This window comes from Methylobacterium sp. Leaf88, assembly GCF_001422795.1.
Taxonomy (GTDB): domain Bacteria; phylum Pseudomonadota; class Alphaproteobacteria; order Rhizobiales; family Beijerinckiaceae; genus Methylobacterium.
Map to the genome: position 1 here is coordinate 57,315 of NZ_LMMK01000022.1, position 15,790 is coordinate 73,104.

General features: G+C 74.0%; 16 protein-coding genes. 6 read left to right on the forward strand and 10 right to left on the reverse strand.

Annotation, left to right across the window (positions count from 1 at the left end; all coding sequences use genetic code 11):
* Nucleotides 1-67 precede the first annotated feature (67 nt).
* The 5 genes from ASF20_RS13745 to ASF20_RS13765 all read right to left on the reverse strand — a co-directional run bounded on the left by ASF20_RS13745 (nucleotide 68) and on the right by ASF20_RS13765 (nucleotide 4,824).
* A complete protein-coding gene (locus ASF20_RS13745) occupies nucleotides 68-508 on the reverse strand; it encodes a hypothetical protein (RefSeq protein ID WP_056222033.1) in 441 nt (146 codons plus the stop codon).
* Nucleotides 509-650: 142 nt separating this feature from the next.
* Nucleotides 651-1,349, reverse strand: coding sequence for an amino acid ABC transporter ATP-binding protein (locus ASF20_RS13750; protein WP_244472583.1), 699 nt, complete (start codon nucleotides 1,347-1,349; stop codon nucleotides 651-653).
* 68 nt (nucleotides 1,350-1,417) lie between these two features.
* Nucleotides 1,418-2,554, reverse strand: a complete 1,137-nt coding sequence (locus ASF20_RS13755) for an amino acid ABC transporter permease (RefSeq protein ID WP_056222026.1) — start codon at nucleotides 2,552-2,554, stop codon at nucleotides 1,418-1,420.
* Nucleotides 2,555-2,584: 30 nt separating this feature from the next.
* Entirely contained in the window at nucleotides 2,585-3,733 is a 1,149-nt protein-coding gene (locus ASF20_RS13760) for an ABC transporter permease subunit (protein ID WP_056274945.1), read from the reverse strand.
* Between the two features lie 77 nt (nucleotides 3,734-3,810).
* The gene (locus tag ASF20_RS13765) at nucleotides 3,811-4,824 is read right to left on the reverse strand and encodes an amino acid ABC transporter substrate-binding protein (protein WP_056274947.1); all 1,014 of its coding nucleotides are present in this window, start codon (nucleotides 4,822-4,824) and stop codon (nucleotides 3,811-3,813) included.
* Nucleotides 4,825-4,958: 134 nt separating this feature from the next.
* Here ASF20_RS13765 and ASF20_RS13770 point away from each other — a divergent pair, with 134 nt between their 5' ends.
* The 3 genes from ASF20_RS13770 to metC all read left to right on the forward strand — a co-directional run bounded on the left by ASF20_RS13770 (nucleotide 4,959) and on the right by metC (nucleotide 6,831).
* A complete protein-coding gene (locus ASF20_RS13770) occupies nucleotides 4,959-5,210 on the forward strand; it encodes a DUF4926 domain-containing protein (protein WP_056222016.1) in 252 nt (83 codons plus the stop codon).
* The gene (locus tag ASF20_RS13775; RefSeq protein WP_244476433.1) at nucleotides 5,207-5,566 is read left to right on the forward strand and encodes a DUF6883 domain-containing protein; all 360 of its coding nucleotides are present in this window, start codon (nucleotides 5,207-5,209) and stop codon (nucleotides 5,564-5,566) included. Before ASF20_RS13770 ends, ASF20_RS13775 begins: the two co-directional genes overlap by 4 nt.
* Before the next feature lie 77 nt (nucleotides 5,567-5,643).
* A complete protein-coding gene (metC, locus tag ASF20_RS13780; protein WP_056275086.1) occupies nucleotides 5,644-6,831 on the forward strand; it encodes a cystathionine beta-lyase in 1,188 nt (395 codons plus the stop codon).
* A gap of 669 nt (nucleotides 6,832-7,500) precedes the next feature.
* Here metC and ASF20_RS13785 read toward each other — a convergent pair.
* The 5 genes from ASF20_RS13785 to ASF20_RS13805 form a co-directional block, all read right to left on the reverse strand.
* Entirely contained in the window at nucleotides 7,501-8,094 is a 594-nt protein-coding gene (locus ASF20_RS13785; RefSeq protein ID WP_056274949.1) for a pyridoxamine 5'-phosphate oxidase family protein, read from the reverse strand.
* Between the two features lie 2 nt (nucleotides 8,095-8,096).
* Nucleotides 8,097-8,429: a lipid-A-disaccharide synthase N-terminal domain-containing protein gene (locus tag ASF20_RS13790; RefSeq protein ID WP_056222010.1), complete on the reverse strand. Its 333-nt coding sequence runs from the start codon at nucleotides 8,427-8,429 to the stop codon at nucleotides 8,097-8,099.
* 3 nt (nucleotides 8,430-8,432) lie between these two features.
* Nucleotides 8,433-9,158: a glycosyltransferase gene (locus tag ASF20_RS13795; protein WP_056222008.1), complete on the reverse strand. Its 726-nt coding sequence runs from the start codon at nucleotides 9,156-9,158 to the stop codon at nucleotides 8,433-8,435.
* 21 nt (nucleotides 9,159-9,179) lie between these two features.
* Entirely contained in the window at nucleotides 9,180-10,934 is a 1,755-nt protein-coding gene (locus ASF20_RS13800) for a glycosyltransferase family 39 protein (RefSeq protein ID WP_056274951.1), read from the reverse strand.
* 123 nt (nucleotides 10,935-11,057) lie between these two features.
* Nucleotides 11,058-12,119 carry a GlxA family transcriptional regulator gene (locus tag ASF20_RS13805; protein ID WP_244476434.1) on the reverse strand — a complete coding sequence of 354 codons (1,062 nt, stop codon included), beginning with the start codon at nucleotides 12,117-12,119 and terminating at the stop codon, nucleotides 11,058-11,060.
* A gap of 106 nt (nucleotides 12,120-12,225) precedes the next feature.
* Between ASF20_RS13805 and ASF20_RS13810 the strand changes: the two genes are divergently transcribed.
* From ASF20_RS13810 to ASF20_RS13820, 3 genes are all read left to right on the forward strand, one after another.
* Nucleotides 12,226-12,933 (forward strand): DJ-1/PfpI family protein, encoded by a 708-nt coding sequence (locus tag ASF20_RS13810; RefSeq protein WP_056274956.1) that lies wholly within the window; start codon nucleotides 12,226-12,228, stop codon nucleotides 12,931-12,933.
* Between the two features lie 115 nt (nucleotides 12,934-13,048).
* Nucleotides 13,049-14,368 (forward strand): O-antigen ligase, encoded by a 1,320-nt coding sequence (locus ASF20_RS13815; RefSeq protein ID WP_056274958.1) that lies wholly within the window; start codon nucleotides 13,049-13,051, stop codon nucleotides 14,366-14,368.
* Nucleotides 14,365-15,510 (forward strand): acyltransferase, encoded by a 1,146-nt coding sequence (locus ASF20_RS13820; protein WP_056274961.1) that lies wholly within the window; start codon nucleotides 14,365-14,367, stop codon nucleotides 15,508-15,510. Before ASF20_RS13815 ends, ASF20_RS13820 begins: the two co-directional genes overlap by 4 nt.
* Nucleotides 15,511-15,790 lie beyond the last annotated feature (280 nt).

Sequence of the window (15,790 nt, forward strand, 5' to 3'; positions counted from 1 at the left end):
CAGGCGTTCAGGGATGCGCCCCGTGCGGGATGGCGCATGGCGGGGGCGCTCGGGGCGCCCGGCGGGCTCAGCGCGTGCGCGCGAGGGTGACGGCGGGGTCGCCGCGCATGAGGGCGTTCAGGCGCTCGGTGTCGAAGCCCTCGGCGGTTTTTTTCGCCGGCTTCGGGGCCGGCGCGGCGGCGACCTTGGCCACGGGCTTGGCCGGGGCCCGACCCGCCGTCTCGCGGGCAGGGGTTTCGCGAGTGGTGGAGGCCTTGGGCACGGGCGGACGGGTGACGGTCTGGCGGGCGACGGCGTCGCGCCCGAGGATGTCGCTGATCGAGGGGCCGGTCTCGGCCGGGAGCGCGCCCGTCACGGTGGGCTCGGGCGGGCGGAGCCGGGTGAGGGCGGCCACCGGCACGGCCGCCCGGGGCGCCGGATGGTCGAGCCGGTCGACGCAGGCGAAGGCGATGACCAGGGCGCTGCCGCCGAAGACGCTGCCGACGACGATGTTCCGCAGGATACGCAAGGGACGGGCTTCCCGGATACGCGAGTACCGGGATGGATTTAGCGCATCGGCGTTAACGAACCGGAGCGTCCGGTTTCGCGAACGGTCCTGCGCCGGCACAACTCCGCCGGGGCCACGCCCGCAGCGCGGGGCCTCCCGTCCCTCAGAGAAGACGCGCGAGAAATTCCCGGGTGCGGGGATGCTCGGGCCGGTCGAAGAAGGCCTGCGGCGGCGCGACCTCGACGATCTGGCCCGCGTCCATGAACACCACCCGGTCGGCGACCCGCCGGGCGAAGCCCATCTCGTGGGTGACGCAGAGCAGGGTCATGCCGCGTCCCGCGAGATCCGTCAGGGCGTCGAGCACCTCCTGCACCATCTCGGGGTCGAGGGCCGAGGTCGGCTCGTCGAAGAGCATCACCGCCGGGTCGAGGCAGAGGGCGCGGGCGATGGCCACCCGCTGCTGCTGCCCGCCGGAAAGCTGGCCGGGGTAGCGGTCCGCCAGATCCGCGACGGCGAGGCGTTCGAGTTCGTCCCGCGCCCGCGCCTCGGCGGCCCGGCGCCCGATGCCGCGCCCGTGGATCGGCGCCAGGGTGCAGTTCTCCAGCACGGTGAGGTGGGCAAACAGGTTGAAGTGCTGGAACACCATGCCGACGGTCCGCCGCACCGCCGGGATGCGGGCCGGGGTGAGGTCCTGGCCGGCGACCCGGATCGTGCCGCCCTGGTGGGCCTCGAGGCCGTTGACGCAGCGGATCAGGGTCGACTTGCCCGAGCCCGAGGGGCCGCAGATCACGATTCGCTCGGATTTCGCCACCGTGAGGGAGACCTCGCGCAGGACGTGGGCGGTGCCGAACCACTTGTTCACGCCGCGGAACTCGACGGCGGGGGTCTTGAGATCAGGGGTCGCGGGATCAGGGGTCGCGGGGCCGTCCGTCACGACCGGCCCCGCTCGCCGGCGGCCAGACGCCGCTCGATGAAGGCGGCGTAGCGCGCCATGGAAAAGCAGACCGCGAGATAGAACAGGGCCGCGAAGGCGTAGGCCGTGGCGGGGATCGTCGGCGCCGACCAGCGCGGATCGGCACGCGCCGCCTCCAGCACCCGGATGAAGTCGGCCAGACCCACGATGGAGACGAGCGTCGTGTCCTTGAACAGGCCGATCAGGGTGTTGACGATGCCGGGCACCACCACCTTGAGGGCCTGGGGCAGGATCACGAGGCGCAGGGCCTGCCATCGGGTGAGGCCCAGCGCCAGGGCCGCCCGCCCCTGCCCCTCGGGGATCGCCTGCAGGCCGCCGCGCACCACCTCGGCCATGTAGGCGGAGGCGAACAGCGCGATGCCGACGAGCGGGCGCACCAGCCGGTCCACGGTGAGGTCCCCGGGCAGGAACAGCGGCAGCATCACGTTGGCCATGAACAGCACGGTGATCAGCGGCACCCCGCGCCAGAACTCGATGAAGCCGATGCAGGCGTATCGCAGCACCGGCAGTTCGGAGCGCCGCCCCAGGGCCAGCAGGATGCCCAGCGGCAGGGCGGCGACGATGCCGACGAGCGAGACCACCAGGGTCACCAGCATGCCGCCCCACAGGCTGGTGGCGACGGGGGCGAGGCCGAGGACGGAGGCGCCCGAGAGCAGCCAGACCGACAGGATCGGGCCCACCAGGAAGACGAAGACCGCCCCGAGGCCGCGCTTGGGCGCGTCGAGCCACAGCATCCAGACCGCGCTGACCGCCACGAGGCCGAAGAACAGGTTCGGCCGCCAGCGCTCGGCCGCCGGGTAGGAGCCGTAGACGAGGTAGTTGATCTTGTCGCCGATGAAGGCCCAGCAGGCGCCCACCGGGTGCCCGGCGGTCGCCGGCCGGCAGGCCTCGCCCGACGTCCCGCTCCAGACCGCGTCGGTGACGAGGAAGCGGATCGCCGGCGGCAGCAGGAGCGCCAGCCCGGCCAGGACCACCAGGGTGGCGAGCGTGTTGCCGGGGCCCGAGAACAGGTTGTCCCGCAGCCAGCCGACGGGGCCGCCGGTCCGGCGCGGCGGCGGGGCCGGGGGCAGCAGGGTCTCGCGGACGATGGTCATGGACAGACCGGACTCATGGGGACCCCGGATTCATCGCATCCCCGGGGCCGCGCGGCGGTTGTAGGCGTTCATCAGCGCGGCGAGGCCGAGGCTCAGGGTCAGGTAGACCGCCATGGTGATCGCCACGACCTCCACGGCCTGGTTGGTCTGGTTGAGCACCGTGCCCATGAAGACGTGGACGAGGTCGGGATAGCCGATCAGCACGGCCAGGGACGAGTTCTTCGTGATGTTGAGGTACTGGCTGGTGAGCGGCGGCACGATCACCCGCATCGCCTGGGGAATCGTGACGAGCGCCAAGGTCTTGGCCCGGCTCAGGCCCAGGGCGGCGGCCGCCTCCCCCTGGCCCCGGGCCACGCTGTTGAGGCCGGCGCGCACGATCTCGGCGATGAAGGCCGCCGTGTAGGTGGAGAGCCCGAGGAGCAGCGCGGCGAATTCCGGCAGGATTCCGAGCCCGCCCTCGGGTCCGTAGGGACCGGGCGCCGGCCAGGCGACCGGCACGGGGTGCCCGGCGCGGGCGAGACCGATCCAGGCGAGCGCCGGCAGGCCGAGCACCAGGGCGAGGGCCGGCCCCACGACCGGGCCGGGTGCGGCCCCGGCCTCGACGCGGCGGGCCCTGCGGCGCGCCCAGGCGCCCGACAGGACGATCCCCGCCAGGACGGCTGCGGGCACGAGCCAGGCGACACCGGAAAATTCCGGGCGGGGCAGGACCAGCCCGCGCTGGCTGAGATAGGCCCCGCCCCAGGCCGCCGGACGCTGCGCCTCGGGCAGCGCCACCCGCACGGCCACGTACCAGACCAGGAGCTGGAGCAGCAGCGGCAGGTTGCGCAGGGTCTCGACATAGGTGGCCGCCAGGGTCCGGACGAGCCAGTTCGGCGACAACCGGGCGATGCCCACGGCGAATCCGATCAGCGTGGCCAGCCCGATGGCGAGGCCCGAGACCAGCAGGGTGTTGAGGAGCCCGACGCGGAACGCGTCGAGATAGGTCGCGGTCGCGGCGGCGTAGGGGATCAGCCGCTGGCTGATGTCGAACCCCGCCGAGCGTCCGAGGAAGCCGAAGCCGGCGGTGATGCCCTGGCGCGCGAGTTTTTCGGACGCGTTGGTGGCGGCGACATACGCGAGCGCGGCGAGCGCGAGCGCGGCGAGGGCCTGGAGCGCGAGGGCGCGCGGGGATCGAGGCACGCGCCGACCTCCCCGCGCACCCCTCCCCCCGCTGCGGGGGCGGGTCCGCCCGGACGCGCGGTCCATCCCATCCCCCCTCACCGGATCGGCGGCCCGTAGTGCAGGCCCCCGTTCGTCCAGAGCGCGTTCAGCCCGCGCGGGATCTTCAGGGGCGTCCCGTCGCCGAGGTTGCGGGCGAAGACGTCGCCGTAATTGCCGACGTGGCGGACGATCCGGTAGGCCCAGTCGCCGGTCAGCCCGAGGCCCTGGCCGTACTTGCCCTCCAGCCCGAGGATGCGCTTGACGTCCGGGCTCAGGGTCTCGCCCCGGAGCCGGTCCACGTTCTCCTGCGTGATGCCCGCCTCCTCCGCGTCGAGCATGGCGTAGTGGGTCCAGGCGACGAGGTCGCGCCAGGCATCGTCGCCCTGGCGCACGCCGGGCGCGAAGGGCTCCTTGGAGATCGCCTCGTCGAGGATCACGTGCGCCTCCGGGTGGGCGGTCTTCAGGCGCTCGCCGAAGAGGGAGGACTTGTCCGTGGAGTAGGCGTCGCAGCGGCCGGATTCGTAGGCGCCCAGGGTCTGCTCGCTGTTGGCGAAGGTGACCACCTGGTAGGTCAGCCCGCGGGTGCGGAACCAGTCGGCGGTGTTGAGCTCCGTGGTGGTGCCCTGCTGCAGGCAGATCGTGGCCCGGTCGAGCTGCTTCACCGCCGTGACGTTCAGGGATTTGCGCACGAGAAACCCCTGCCCGTCGAAAAAGGTGATCACCGGGAAGTTCATCGCGGCGGTGTCGCGCGACAGGGTCCAGGTGGTGTTGCGGGCGAGCACGTCGATCTCGCCCGATTGCAGGGCGGTGAAGCGCGCGGCCGAGGATTGCGGGATGAAGCGCACCGCGTCGGGATCGTCGAAGATCGCCGCGGCGAGCGCCCGGCAGAAATCCACGTCGAGCCCGTGCCAGCGCCCCTGCCCGTCCGGCATGCTGAAGCCCGCCACCCCGCCGCTGACCCCGCAGACGAGGTGCCCGCGCGCCTTGACCTGGGCGAGGGTGTCGCCTTGCGCGAGCGCCGGAGACGCGGCGAGCAGGGCGGCGAGGAGCGGGATCGACAGGGATCGCATGCGCGCATTGCAGGGCATCGGCGGCCGGGGTCAAGCCAGGGGCCGGGCGTCGGGCCCAAGACCAGGGGGCCCCAAGACCAAAGGATCGGGCCGCGTGGCTTGTCCGGCCGGCACCCGCCGGATATCCTTCGCCCATGTCCGTCGAAGTCTTCTATCTCCTGCGAAAGGACGAGCCTGGGGTCGATCTCCGGGAACTCGATGACGTCGTGCTGCTGGCCGACGCGCGGACGGATGACGGAACACTGATCCAGGCCGGCACGGAGGGAACCGTGGTGGCCGTCTGGCAGGACGGATCAGCCTACGAGGTCGAGTTCGCCGAGCCCGAAGGCGCCCTCGCGACGGTTCGGGCCACCGGAATCAAGCGGATCGGGCGCCGGGCGGCTTGAGCGGGCCGGCGGCCTCTCCGACGCGGTTCACGATCCGCAACAACAAGCTCGTCGACTACCTGTTGGACCTCTCCCATCCACGGGGCGGCTCGAAGGCACGCTTCTTCCTGGCCTTCGGCTTCAGCCGGGACAGACCGATGGAACTTGCCGACGCCCTGGCCGACCACGTCCTCAGGACGGAGGGACGCCCGCAGAATCTGACGGAGAACGGCCCGACCAAGCTCGTCTTCGAAGGGCGGCTTCGCGCGCCGAACGGCCGGGAGCCCTGGGTGCGCTCGGTCTGGCAAGTCGAGGCCGATGGCGTCGCCAGGCTCGTGACGGTCGTTCCCCTGAGGCGCGCGGACGAGGAGGCCTGATCCGGCCGCCCGGCTTGACGCCGGCGCGCGGGCCGGGCTTCGGTCGCCGCACGCTCACCCCTCGCCCACCGGTGCCGATGTCGAACACCCCTCCCCGCGACCCCGCCCGCTTCGGGGCGAGCACCCGCCTCGTCCATGCGGGGCGCGATCCCTCCGCCCAGCACGGCTTCGTCAACACGCCGATCTATCGCGGCTCGACGGTGCTGTTCCCGACCTACGACGACCTCCAGCACCGGCGCGGGCGCTACGATTACGGCACCTCCGGCACGCCGACGACGGATTCGCTGACCCAGGCCTGGAGCGAGCTCGCGGGCGCGGCCGGCACCGTGCTGACGCCGTCGGGCCTCGCCGCCCTGACCGTGGCCCTGATGGCGGTGGTCTCGGCCGGCGACCACCTGCTGGTCAGCGATTCCGCCTACCGCCCCACCCGCATCTTCTGCGACGGCGTCCTGAAGCGCTTCGGGGTCGCGGTCGAGTACTACGATCCCCTGATCGGCGCCGGCATCGGCGCCCTGATGCGCGACACCACCAAGGCCGTGCTGGTGGAGGCCCCGGGCTCGCAGAGCTTCGAGATGCAGGACGTGCCGGCCATCGCCGAGATCGTGCACGCCCGGGGCGCCGCCGTCATCATGGACAACACCTGGGCGACGCCGCTGCTGTTCCCGCCCCATGCGCGCGGCGTCGACATCGCGGTGGAGGCCGGGACCAAGTACCTCTCCGGCGGCTCGGACCTGCTCCTCGGCCTGACCTCGGCCAACGCGCAATACTGGCCGGCCCTGCACCGGACCTTCGAGCACTTCGCCATGTGTCCCGGCCCGGAGGACGTGTTCCTGGCCCTGCGGGGCCTGCGCACCATGGCCCTGCGCCTGCGCGAGCACGGGGCCCAGGGGCTCGCCATGGCGCGGTGGCTCCAGGCCCGGCCGGAGGTGGCCCGCGTGCTCCACCCAGGCCTCCCCGACGATCCCGGCCACGCCATCTGGAAGCGCGACTTCTCCGGTGCCTCGGGCCTGTTCGGCGTCATCCTGAAGCCCGCCCCGGAGCGGGCCGTGGCGGCGATGCTCGACGGGCTCGAGCTCTTCGGAATGGGCTTCTCCTGGGGCGGCTTCGAGAGCCTCGTCATCCCGTTCGACTGCAGGACCTACCGCACCGCCACCCGGTGGGCCCCCGAGGGCCCGGCCCTGCGCTTCCACATCGGCCTGGAGGATGTTGCGGATCTGCAGGCGGATCTCGACGCGGGGTTTTCGCGGTTGCGCGCGGCGCTGTGAGCGGGCGCCGGCACGACGAAGCCGCAACGGATTTCTCCGGTCCGGCGCCGGCGGCCCCACCGCCGCCACCGAAAAACATTGACAATATTCCTATTGTGTGGTTCAGTCCGGGCACTCGCCTCCCACGCGGGAGGCCCCCCGGCGGACCGGGCCGGGGGGCTCGGGGGGAGGAGACGGCGCCCCGCGTCGATGGCCCGGTTTCGCCATCGCCCCGGGCCGCAACGGCGACGCAAGGCGTCTCGGACGGGAAGGCCGCACGGCTGCAAGGCCGCACGGCTGCACCCGGTCCCCTGAGGCGCACCGAGAGAGCGGACGGCCCGCCCACTACGAGGCGGGCTCGGGGCCACGCGCCCTGATCAGACGGCCGCCGGACCGCACCGCCCGCCAGGGCGGCGGATCCGGAGGGGGGCTGCCACAAGCCGGGTCGCCGGTGCCGAGAAGACGTCGTGACGAACCGGATCGGCCCCGCGAGGGGCCGGGCCGAGGGACGCCGGGGGACCGGCATACCTGTTTCCAAAACGTGGTCTCGCGGCGTCCCGCGTCTCCCGTTTCGCCGGGCGTTCGTTCCGCCCGGTCTCCGTGGGCCATCCCCCGCGCCGGCCCCGGCGGCGGGGCCGCGTCCCCGTGGCCGGGCCGCTCAACGCCCGGCGGCTCGGGGGCGGCGCGCCCTCAGGGCGCCAGCCAGACCCCGCGCCAGCCGTCGGCCCGCGCCCAGGCGGCCCGGCGGTGGCCGCGCCGGTCGAGGTAGAGGAATTCGAGGCGGGCGAGCGTGACCACCACGGCGCAGAAGTTCGGTCGGCCGAGGGTCAGGGCCGTCTCGGGGTCCGGCAGGGTGTAGGCATCGCCCGCGGGCAGGCGCGCGCCGGGGGCGGGGTCGGCGCCGTAGCAGACCCGGCTCATGGCCATCGACCCGGCCCAGGCCGCGTCGGCGAGCGCGTCGTCGCCGTGGAGCGTCGCGGGGCCCGACGCCCGGATCTGGATCTTGGCGGCGGAATCGTAGCCGTGCAGGGCCGCATGCCCGGAGGCCGCGATCTCGGAGGCCTTGTCCGAGCGGCGGTCGCAGTGGAAGCGCAAGGCGCCGGCCACCGGGTCGGCGTGCCGCAGCACCACGGTGCGCACCTGCGGGTGCCCCTGCGCGTCGACGGTGGCCAGCGCCGGCATGTGGAAGGCGTTGCGGCGGAAGCGCGGCCCCTCGACCAGCAGGCGCCAGACCTCGGCGAGGGCCGCGTCCAGGTCGTCGTGGAAGGGCGGCAGCGGGTCCATGGTCAGGGCGCCGCCCGGGCGGCGCGGCGCTCGCGCAGGATCAGGGCGACGTTGCGCAGGTAGATGAAAGTCGACAGCGCCTGCCCGAAGATGATCACCGGCTCGCGCCGCACGAGGCCGTAGACCAGGGTCATCAGGCCGCCCGCGATGGAGAGGAACCAGAAGGCGAGCGGCATCACGCTCTTGCCCGCCCGCTCGGAGGCGAGCCACTGCACCACGAAGCGGGCGCCGAACACCGCCTGGGCCAGGATGCCGAAGACCAGCCAGGCATCGAAGCGGGTGACGAAGACGTCGTAGACGTAGCCGCGCACGTCCTCGGCGAGCTGGATCAGCATGGCTCAGGCTCCCGTCACGTCCGTGACCCGCGGCGTCACGCGCTTGCGCCGGATCAGCCACCACACCCCGGCCAGGTCGAGGAGCCCGACCCAGAGGCGGTCGAACAGGCCGTATTTCGAGGTGCCGGTGAAGCGGGGCCGGTCGACCACGTCCCGGTGGACCACGCCGAAGCCCTCGCGGGCGACCAGCGCCGGCATGAAGCGGTGCTGCCCGTCGAAGAACGGGAGCGTCCCGTAGACGTCCCGGCGCACGAGTTTGTAGCCGCAGCCGGTGTCGCGGGTGGCGTCCTTCAGGATGCGCACCCGGACCCCGTTGGCGATGCGCGACTGGAGGCTCTTCAGCCGCCCGTCCTTGCGCCCGACGCGCTGGCCCTGGGCGAGGCCGACCCGCGCGCCGCCCGCCTCGATGGCCTCCAGCAGGGGCGCCAGGAAGGCCGGGTCGTTCTGGCCGTCGCCGTCCATCAGGGCGCAGACCGGCGCCCGCGCCACCGCGATGCCGCTGCGGATGCCGGCCGCCTTGCCGGCGGTGCGGTCGTGGGCGAGCACCCGCAGCCAGGGCCGTCCGCTCTGGGCCGCCCGCAGGGCCTCGGCGGTGCCGTCGGTGGAGCCGTCATCGACGTAGATCACCTCGAAGGGCGCCAGGGGCGCGCAGGCGGTCTCGAGTTCGGCGACGAGGCTCGCGATGTTGCCGGCCTCGTCCTTCACCGGGATGATCACGGAGAGGCGCATGGAGGTTCGATCCGAGGGAGGTCAGGGCGTCGCCGCGTAGGCCGAGAGGTCGACCCGGCGTCCGCCGTTGATGTTGAAGCCCGAGACGGTGCCGACCCGGTTGGGCGCCAGCCCGGCGGCCTTGACGGCGGCGTCGAACTCGCTCGCGAACCGGCCCTCGACGTAGACGAGGCGGCAGGCGTCCCCCCTGAGCGAACCGTCGCCCTTCAGGAAGTCGGCGGCCTCCGTGCCGGTGCCGAGCATGGCGAGGTCGGTGCCGATCAGGAAGACGAAGCTCGGCTCGCGGTAGCCGAGGCTGGCGACGCGGGGATGCGGGCAGGGCAAGGCATCGCGGATCGCCGCGAGGCGGGGCGAGACCTTGAGGGCGGCCATCACCGGCTGGGTCAGGCCGAACACGGCCGGCGAGAGCAGCATCGACGCCAGGACGCCGAGGCCGAGGGCGCGCTCGGGCAGGCCGCGGGCGAAGGCGCGCCAGGCCAGGGCGGCGACGGCGCTGGCGCCGAGCAGCAGGGGCAGCCCGGCCCAGGGCAGGGTCCGGTCGTAGGCGAAGGCGAAGGCCGAGAGGCCGAGGGTGAGGCCGACGGGGATCAGCACCACGAGCCCGGCGGTGAGGCGCGCGCCCCGGCGCTCGGGGTGCAGGGCGCCCGCGGCCAGCGCCCGCACGGTGAGGATGGCGATGGCCGGCATCAGCGGCAGCACGTAGTGGGGCAGCTTGGTCGGCACGATCTCGAACAGGATCCAGGTCGGCACGATCCAGGCGAGGAGGAAGGCGATGGCGGGCTCGCGCCGGTAGCCCCAGGCGAAGGGGGCGCTGAGCGCCGCGAAGGCGGCACCCGGCCAGAAGGTGCCGAAGAACGCCACCAGGTAGGCGCCGGGCGGGGCGAAGTGCTTCTCCGAGCCGCCCTGGACCTTGCTCAGCATGTCGTGGCCCACCGCCTCCCCGTAGAAGGCGCCGCCGCTCTTCCAGGTGATGGCCGCGAACCAGGGCGCCACGATCAGCAGGGTCAGCGGCAGGCCGAGGCCGGGCCGCAGGGCGCCGAGCCAGCGGCCGGAGCGCCACCGCAGCGAGAGGATCAGGGCCGGCAGGCCGCAGAACAGCGGCACCATCGGGCCCTTGATCAGGATGCCGAGGGCGAGGCCGAGCCAGAAGGTCAGCACCGTGGCGGTGTCGAGGGGGCCCTCGACGCGATGCCCCTCCGCGCGGTCGCGCCGGAGCCAGGCCCGGGCGAGGCCGCCGAAGGTCGCCACGGCGCAGGCGCAGAGCAGCGCGTCGGTCTTGGCCAGGCGCGCCTCGGCCGAGAGCACGACGCAGGCCCCGAACAGGGCGGCGGCGAGGACGGCGCCCCGCCGGGGCAGGAAGACCAGGGCCGACCAGTAGGTGAGGAGCACCGCCCCGATGGCGCCCAGCAGGGACGGGATGCGGTAGAGGGCGATGGTGGTGCGGGCGTTCGGCACGCCGAGCGCCTCGGCGGCGCCGACCACGGCGGCCTGGGCCCAGTAGATGCCCACGGGCTTCTTGTGCCGGGCCTCGGCCTGGAAGCGGATGTCGACGAGATCGCCGGTCTCCAGCATCTGCTTGGAGGCCTGGGCGAAGCGCGGCTCGTCCCGGTCCATGGGCTGGAGCGAGACGATCCCGGGCAGGAAGCAGACGAGGCAGAGGGCCACCAGGAGGGCGCAGGCCCGGGCATGGCTCCGGGCCGCGGCGGACAGGAGGCTGTCCGGGAACGCGAAGGCGTCCCCACGGGCCGGGCGGGGCACGGTGGCGCGGTCGGTCATGCGGGCGGATGGGCCGTCAGGGGGGACATACGCGGCTCCGGACCGGCACCCGACCCGGGAATCCGGTCGCTGATTCCGGTCGATGCCGCGAGGCCGGCGGTGTCGATGATGCGGCCGGGAATGTCAAATCTCCGGTTCCGCGGGGTCGCCGGCCGCCGCGCCCGGCCCCCCCGCCCCGGCCGCGCGGAACCGCTGGCGGCAGACGCCAGGCGCCACCGCCCCGTGGCGGAGGAAGCTGCGCCGCAGGGTCTCCTCGGAGCCGAAGCCGCAGCGCGCGGCGATGCGCTTCACCGGCAGCGCGGTCTCGGCCAGGAGCCGCCGGGCCGCCTCGACCCGCTGGCGCTCCAGGGCGCGGGCGGGGGTCAGCCCCGTGGCCGCCCGGTAGTGGCGGGCGAAGCCGCGCGGGCTCATGCCGGCCATCTCGGCCAGGCGCGGCACGGTGAGGTCCTCGGCGAGATGATCGGCGATCCAGGCCTGGAGGGCCTCGAAGCGGGCGCCGCCCGCCCCGGGCGACAGGACCTGCTGCGACAGGACGGTGCTGAACTGGGCCTGGCCGCCCGGGCGCTTGAGGAAGACGACGAGGTGGCGGGCGACCGCCAGCGCCGCGGCCCGGCCGAGATCGGCCTCCACCAGGGCCAGCGCCAGGTCGATGCCCGCCGTCACCCCGGCGGAGGTCCAGACCGCGCCGTCCCGGATGAAGATCGGATCCGGCTCGACCCGGGCCTCCGGATGGCGCCGCGCGAGCGCGTCGCAGCGGGTCCAGTGGGTCACGGCCCGGCGCCCGTCGAGGAGGCCGGCCGCCCCGAGCAGGAAGGCGCCGGTACAGACGGAGGCCACCCGCCGGGCGCAGGGTGCCCGGGCGGCGACCCAGGCGGGCAGCCCGTCCGCGATCGCCCCGTCGACGCCGCGCCCGCCGGCGACCACGAGGGTGTCCACGGGGGCCTCCGCCGCCGGCAGCGGCTCCGTCGCGAGGCCGAGCCCGGCGGAGCTCCGGACCACGCCGCCGCCCGCCGCCGCCACCCGCAGGGCATAGGGCGCCGGGGCCGCGCCCGCGAGATCGTTCGCCGTGGCGAACACTTGAAGCGGCCCCGACACGTCGAGGAGCTGCACCCCCGGGAAGGCGAGGATCTCGATGCGGCGGGGTTCGTGGCGCAAGGGTTCGTGGCGCAAGACTTCGTGGCGCAAGGGTTCGTCCGCGGTGCGATCTGGCAGGAAACGAGGCCTCTTGGTCATGTCGGCCGGAGCCTGCGGGGTTAGGGTCGTCCTGTCCAGACAGCCGGAGACAGTCCCGATGCCCCTCACGATCGGCCTTCTCGCCTTCCCCGACGTTCAGCAGCTCGACCTGACCGCGCCCTACGAGGTCTTCGTCGGGATTCCGGAGGCGCGGGTCCACCTCGTGGCCGCCGACCGGGCGCCGGTGACGAGTTCCACCGGCCTCGTGCTCGCCCCGACGCTGGCCATGGCCGACTGCCCGCAGCTCGACGTGCTCTGCGTGCCCGGCGGCCTCGGGGTGAACCGGCTGATGCGGGATGCGGCGGTCCTGGCCTTCCTGCGCGACCAGGCGGGGGGCGCCCGCTACGTCACCTCCGTCTGCACCGGGGCCCTGGTGCTCGGGGCGGCCGGACTCCTGCGGGGCCGGCGCGCCACCACCCACTGGGCCAGCCTCGACCTCCTGGCGGCCTTCGGGGCGATCCCGGTCGCCGAGCGGGTGGTGCGCGACGGCCCCCTCCTCACGGGGGGCGGCGTCACCGCCGGGATCGACTTCGCCCTGACCCTGGCGGCCGAGCTCGCCGGGCGGCCGGCGGCGGAGGCGATCCAGCTCGGCCTCGAATACGCGCCCGCCCCGCCCTTCGCCGCCGGCACGCCCGCCGGCACCGACCCCGCCGTGCTGGCGGCGGTGCGGGGACGCCTCGCCGCCGGCCGGGCCGAGCGGGAGCGCATCGTGGGCGCGATCACCGGGGCGACCGACATCGTCCCCTGGGGGCCGGCCGGGCCGTGAGGCGGGCCCGCCGGTCCTTTGCGCGTTCTTAAACGTATTCTGCGCGCCTAGCGGGCGGCACCGGCGGATCTAGAGTGCGCAAGACCTTGCCGGCCCTCGAGCGCGGGAGTGGACCATGACGACGGGCATCGCCACCGGCGCGGGCGCGACGCGGCGGGCGGACCTCCCCGATGCCCTGCGCATCGGGGCGATGGGCGCGATCCTGCTCTTCATCCTGATCGGGGCCGATCCCTTCCTCGACGGGACGGCGGCGGAGAACGCCGCCTCGCGGGCCGGCGGCAACCTCGTCAACCAGGGGCTGTTCCTGGTCATGGCGGGCATCGCGGCGGCGGCGCTGGCCTGGCGCGGGCGGAAGGCCCTGCGCCCCCTGGCCACCCTGCCGATCCTGGCGATGCTGGCCTGGATCGGCGTCTCCACCGCCCTCTCGATCGAACCCGCGGTCTCGGCGCGGCGCCTCGTCTCCCTCGTCATCATGTTCGGCGGGGTGGTGAGCGTGCTGGTGCTCGCCCGCGACGCGCGCCAGTTCGCCCAGGTCCTCGGCGGCACCGTCCTCCTCGTGCTGGCGACCTGCTACCTCGGCCTCGTGCTGGTGCCCGAGCGCGCCATGCACACCGCCCTCGACCTGATCGAGCCCGAGCACGCGGGCAGCTGGCGCGGCGTCTTCGCCCACAAGAACGGCGCCGGCGCGGCCATGAGCCTGTTCATCATCGTCGGGCTGTTCTGGGCCGGGATGGGCCAGCGCCTCCTGGGCTACGCGGTCGTGGGGCTGGCGGGGGTGTTCCTCGTCTTCACCAACGCCAAGACCTCCCTGGTCATGACTCCGGCGGTGGTCGGCCTGACCTGGGCCTGCACCCTCTCGGCCTCGGGCACCTGGCGCCGCCTGATCCTCCTCGGCCCCCTGGCGCTGCTGCTCCTGCTCACCGTGGGCTCGGTCCTGTCGCCCAGCCTCGGCGCCCTGGTGGCGGGCCTGGCCGCCGACCCGACCTATACCGGCCGCACCGAGATCTGGCGCTTCGCCCTCGACAACATCGCCAAGAAGCCGCTCACCGGCTTCGGCTACGGCGCCTTCTGGGAAAGCGTGTTCTACGGCGGCGGCGGCGAGGCCACGACCTGGGTCAACCGCGCCACCGACGCCCATGACGGCTACCTCAACACCGCCCTGGAGAGCGGCCTGCCGGGCCTCGCCCTCACGGTGTGGTGGATGGTGCTGGCCCCCCTCTCCGACCTCCAGGCCCAAAGCCGGTCCGGGGCCGGCCCCGCCCTCGACCCCCTGCGGCTGCTCTTCCTGCGGATCTGGCTGTTCGGCCTGATGGTGGGCGTCTTCGAATCGGTGTTCTACCAGGCCACCAACGCGCTGTTCTTCCTCGTCGCCCTCTCGGTCTTCGGCCTGCGCTTCGGCGCCGCCGGGCGGGTGGTCGCGGAGGCCCCGCGATGAGCGCCCATCCCCCTGTGGCGCCGCTGCCGGCGCTCACCGCCCTGCGCTTCGTGGCCGCCGCCTACGTGGTGGCGTTCCACTATGCGACCTTCTTCTTCGCGGAGGCGGCGATCCCCGGGGCGGTGCGCCTCGGCTATTCCGGGGTGACCTTCTTCTTCCTGCTCTCGGGCTTCATCCTGGCCTACACCTACCGGGACGTGGACCTGACCGACCGCGCCGCCCGCGCGCGCTTCGCCTGGGCCCGGGTGGCGCGGGTCTACCCGGTCTACCTGGCCTGCCTCGTCCTCGCCCTGCCCTGGTTCGTCGCCTGGGTGGCGAAGTCCCCCCCGCCCCTGCAGGGGCTGATGGCCGCGAGCGCGGTGCTGGCGCCGCTGGGCCTGCACGCCTGGGTGCCGGGGGCCGCCTGCGCCCTCGACTGCCCGAGCTGGTCGATCTCGGTGGAGGTGGTCTTCTACGCCCTGTTTCCCCTCCTGCTGCCCCTGGCGCGCGGGGCGCCCGGCCGCACCGCGCGGCTGACCCTCGCCGCGTGGATCGTCCTGACCGCCGGGTCCGCCCTCGCCTTCGCGCGCTACGCCCCCGGCATCTCGCTCATCGATCCGGAGACGGGGGGCGCCGGCCCGGTGCTGCTGGCCCAGGCCATCAAGTACAACCCCCTGCTGCGCCTGCCGGAATTCGTGGCCGGGCTCCTCCTCTACGGGGCCTGGACCCGGTGGCGCCTGCCCACGCCCGCCCTCCTCGCCCTGGCGGCCCTGGCGGGCCTCGCGCTGGTGGCGGGGGCGCCCCACCTGCCCGCGGTGCTGCTCCACAACGGCCTGACGGCCCTGGCCTGGGCGCCCCTGATCCTGGCCGGCGCCCAGCTCCGCAGCGGCCCCCTGGTGAGGCCCGGCTTCGTCTTCCTCGGCCGGATCTCCTTCGCCCTCTACCTCATCCACGTCCCGGCCTACGCCCTGGTCAACAGCCTCGACCGGATCGCCCTCGGGGGCCGCCTCGCCGCCGCGCCCTGGCTCGGGGCGGGGCTCGCCGCCGCCCTGGCCCTCGCCCTCAGCGTCCTCCTGCACCGGGGCCTCGAGGAGCCGATGCGCCGGCGCATCCTCCGCCGGGCCGCGCGCCCGCCGGCCGCCGGACCCGTCGCCGCGGGCTGAAACGCACCCTGTCAGGGAGCGTTCAGCCGTCGCCCGGCAGGATCAGCGTCGTCCGGCCTCCGGGAGGCCGGACGGTCGGGAACGACAAAGGTCACACCAGCAGAAGGTCATGGTTTCATGTCCGTGAAATCGCTGTTTCGCACGAAATCGCTGTTTCGCACGATGCTCGCCCGCACGACGCTGGCCGCGTCGCTCGGCGTCGCGGGTGCCGTCGGCTTCGGCGCCGCCGCCGAGGCGGCGCCCCTCGCCCCGGCCCCCGCCGGGACGCTGGCGGGGGCCG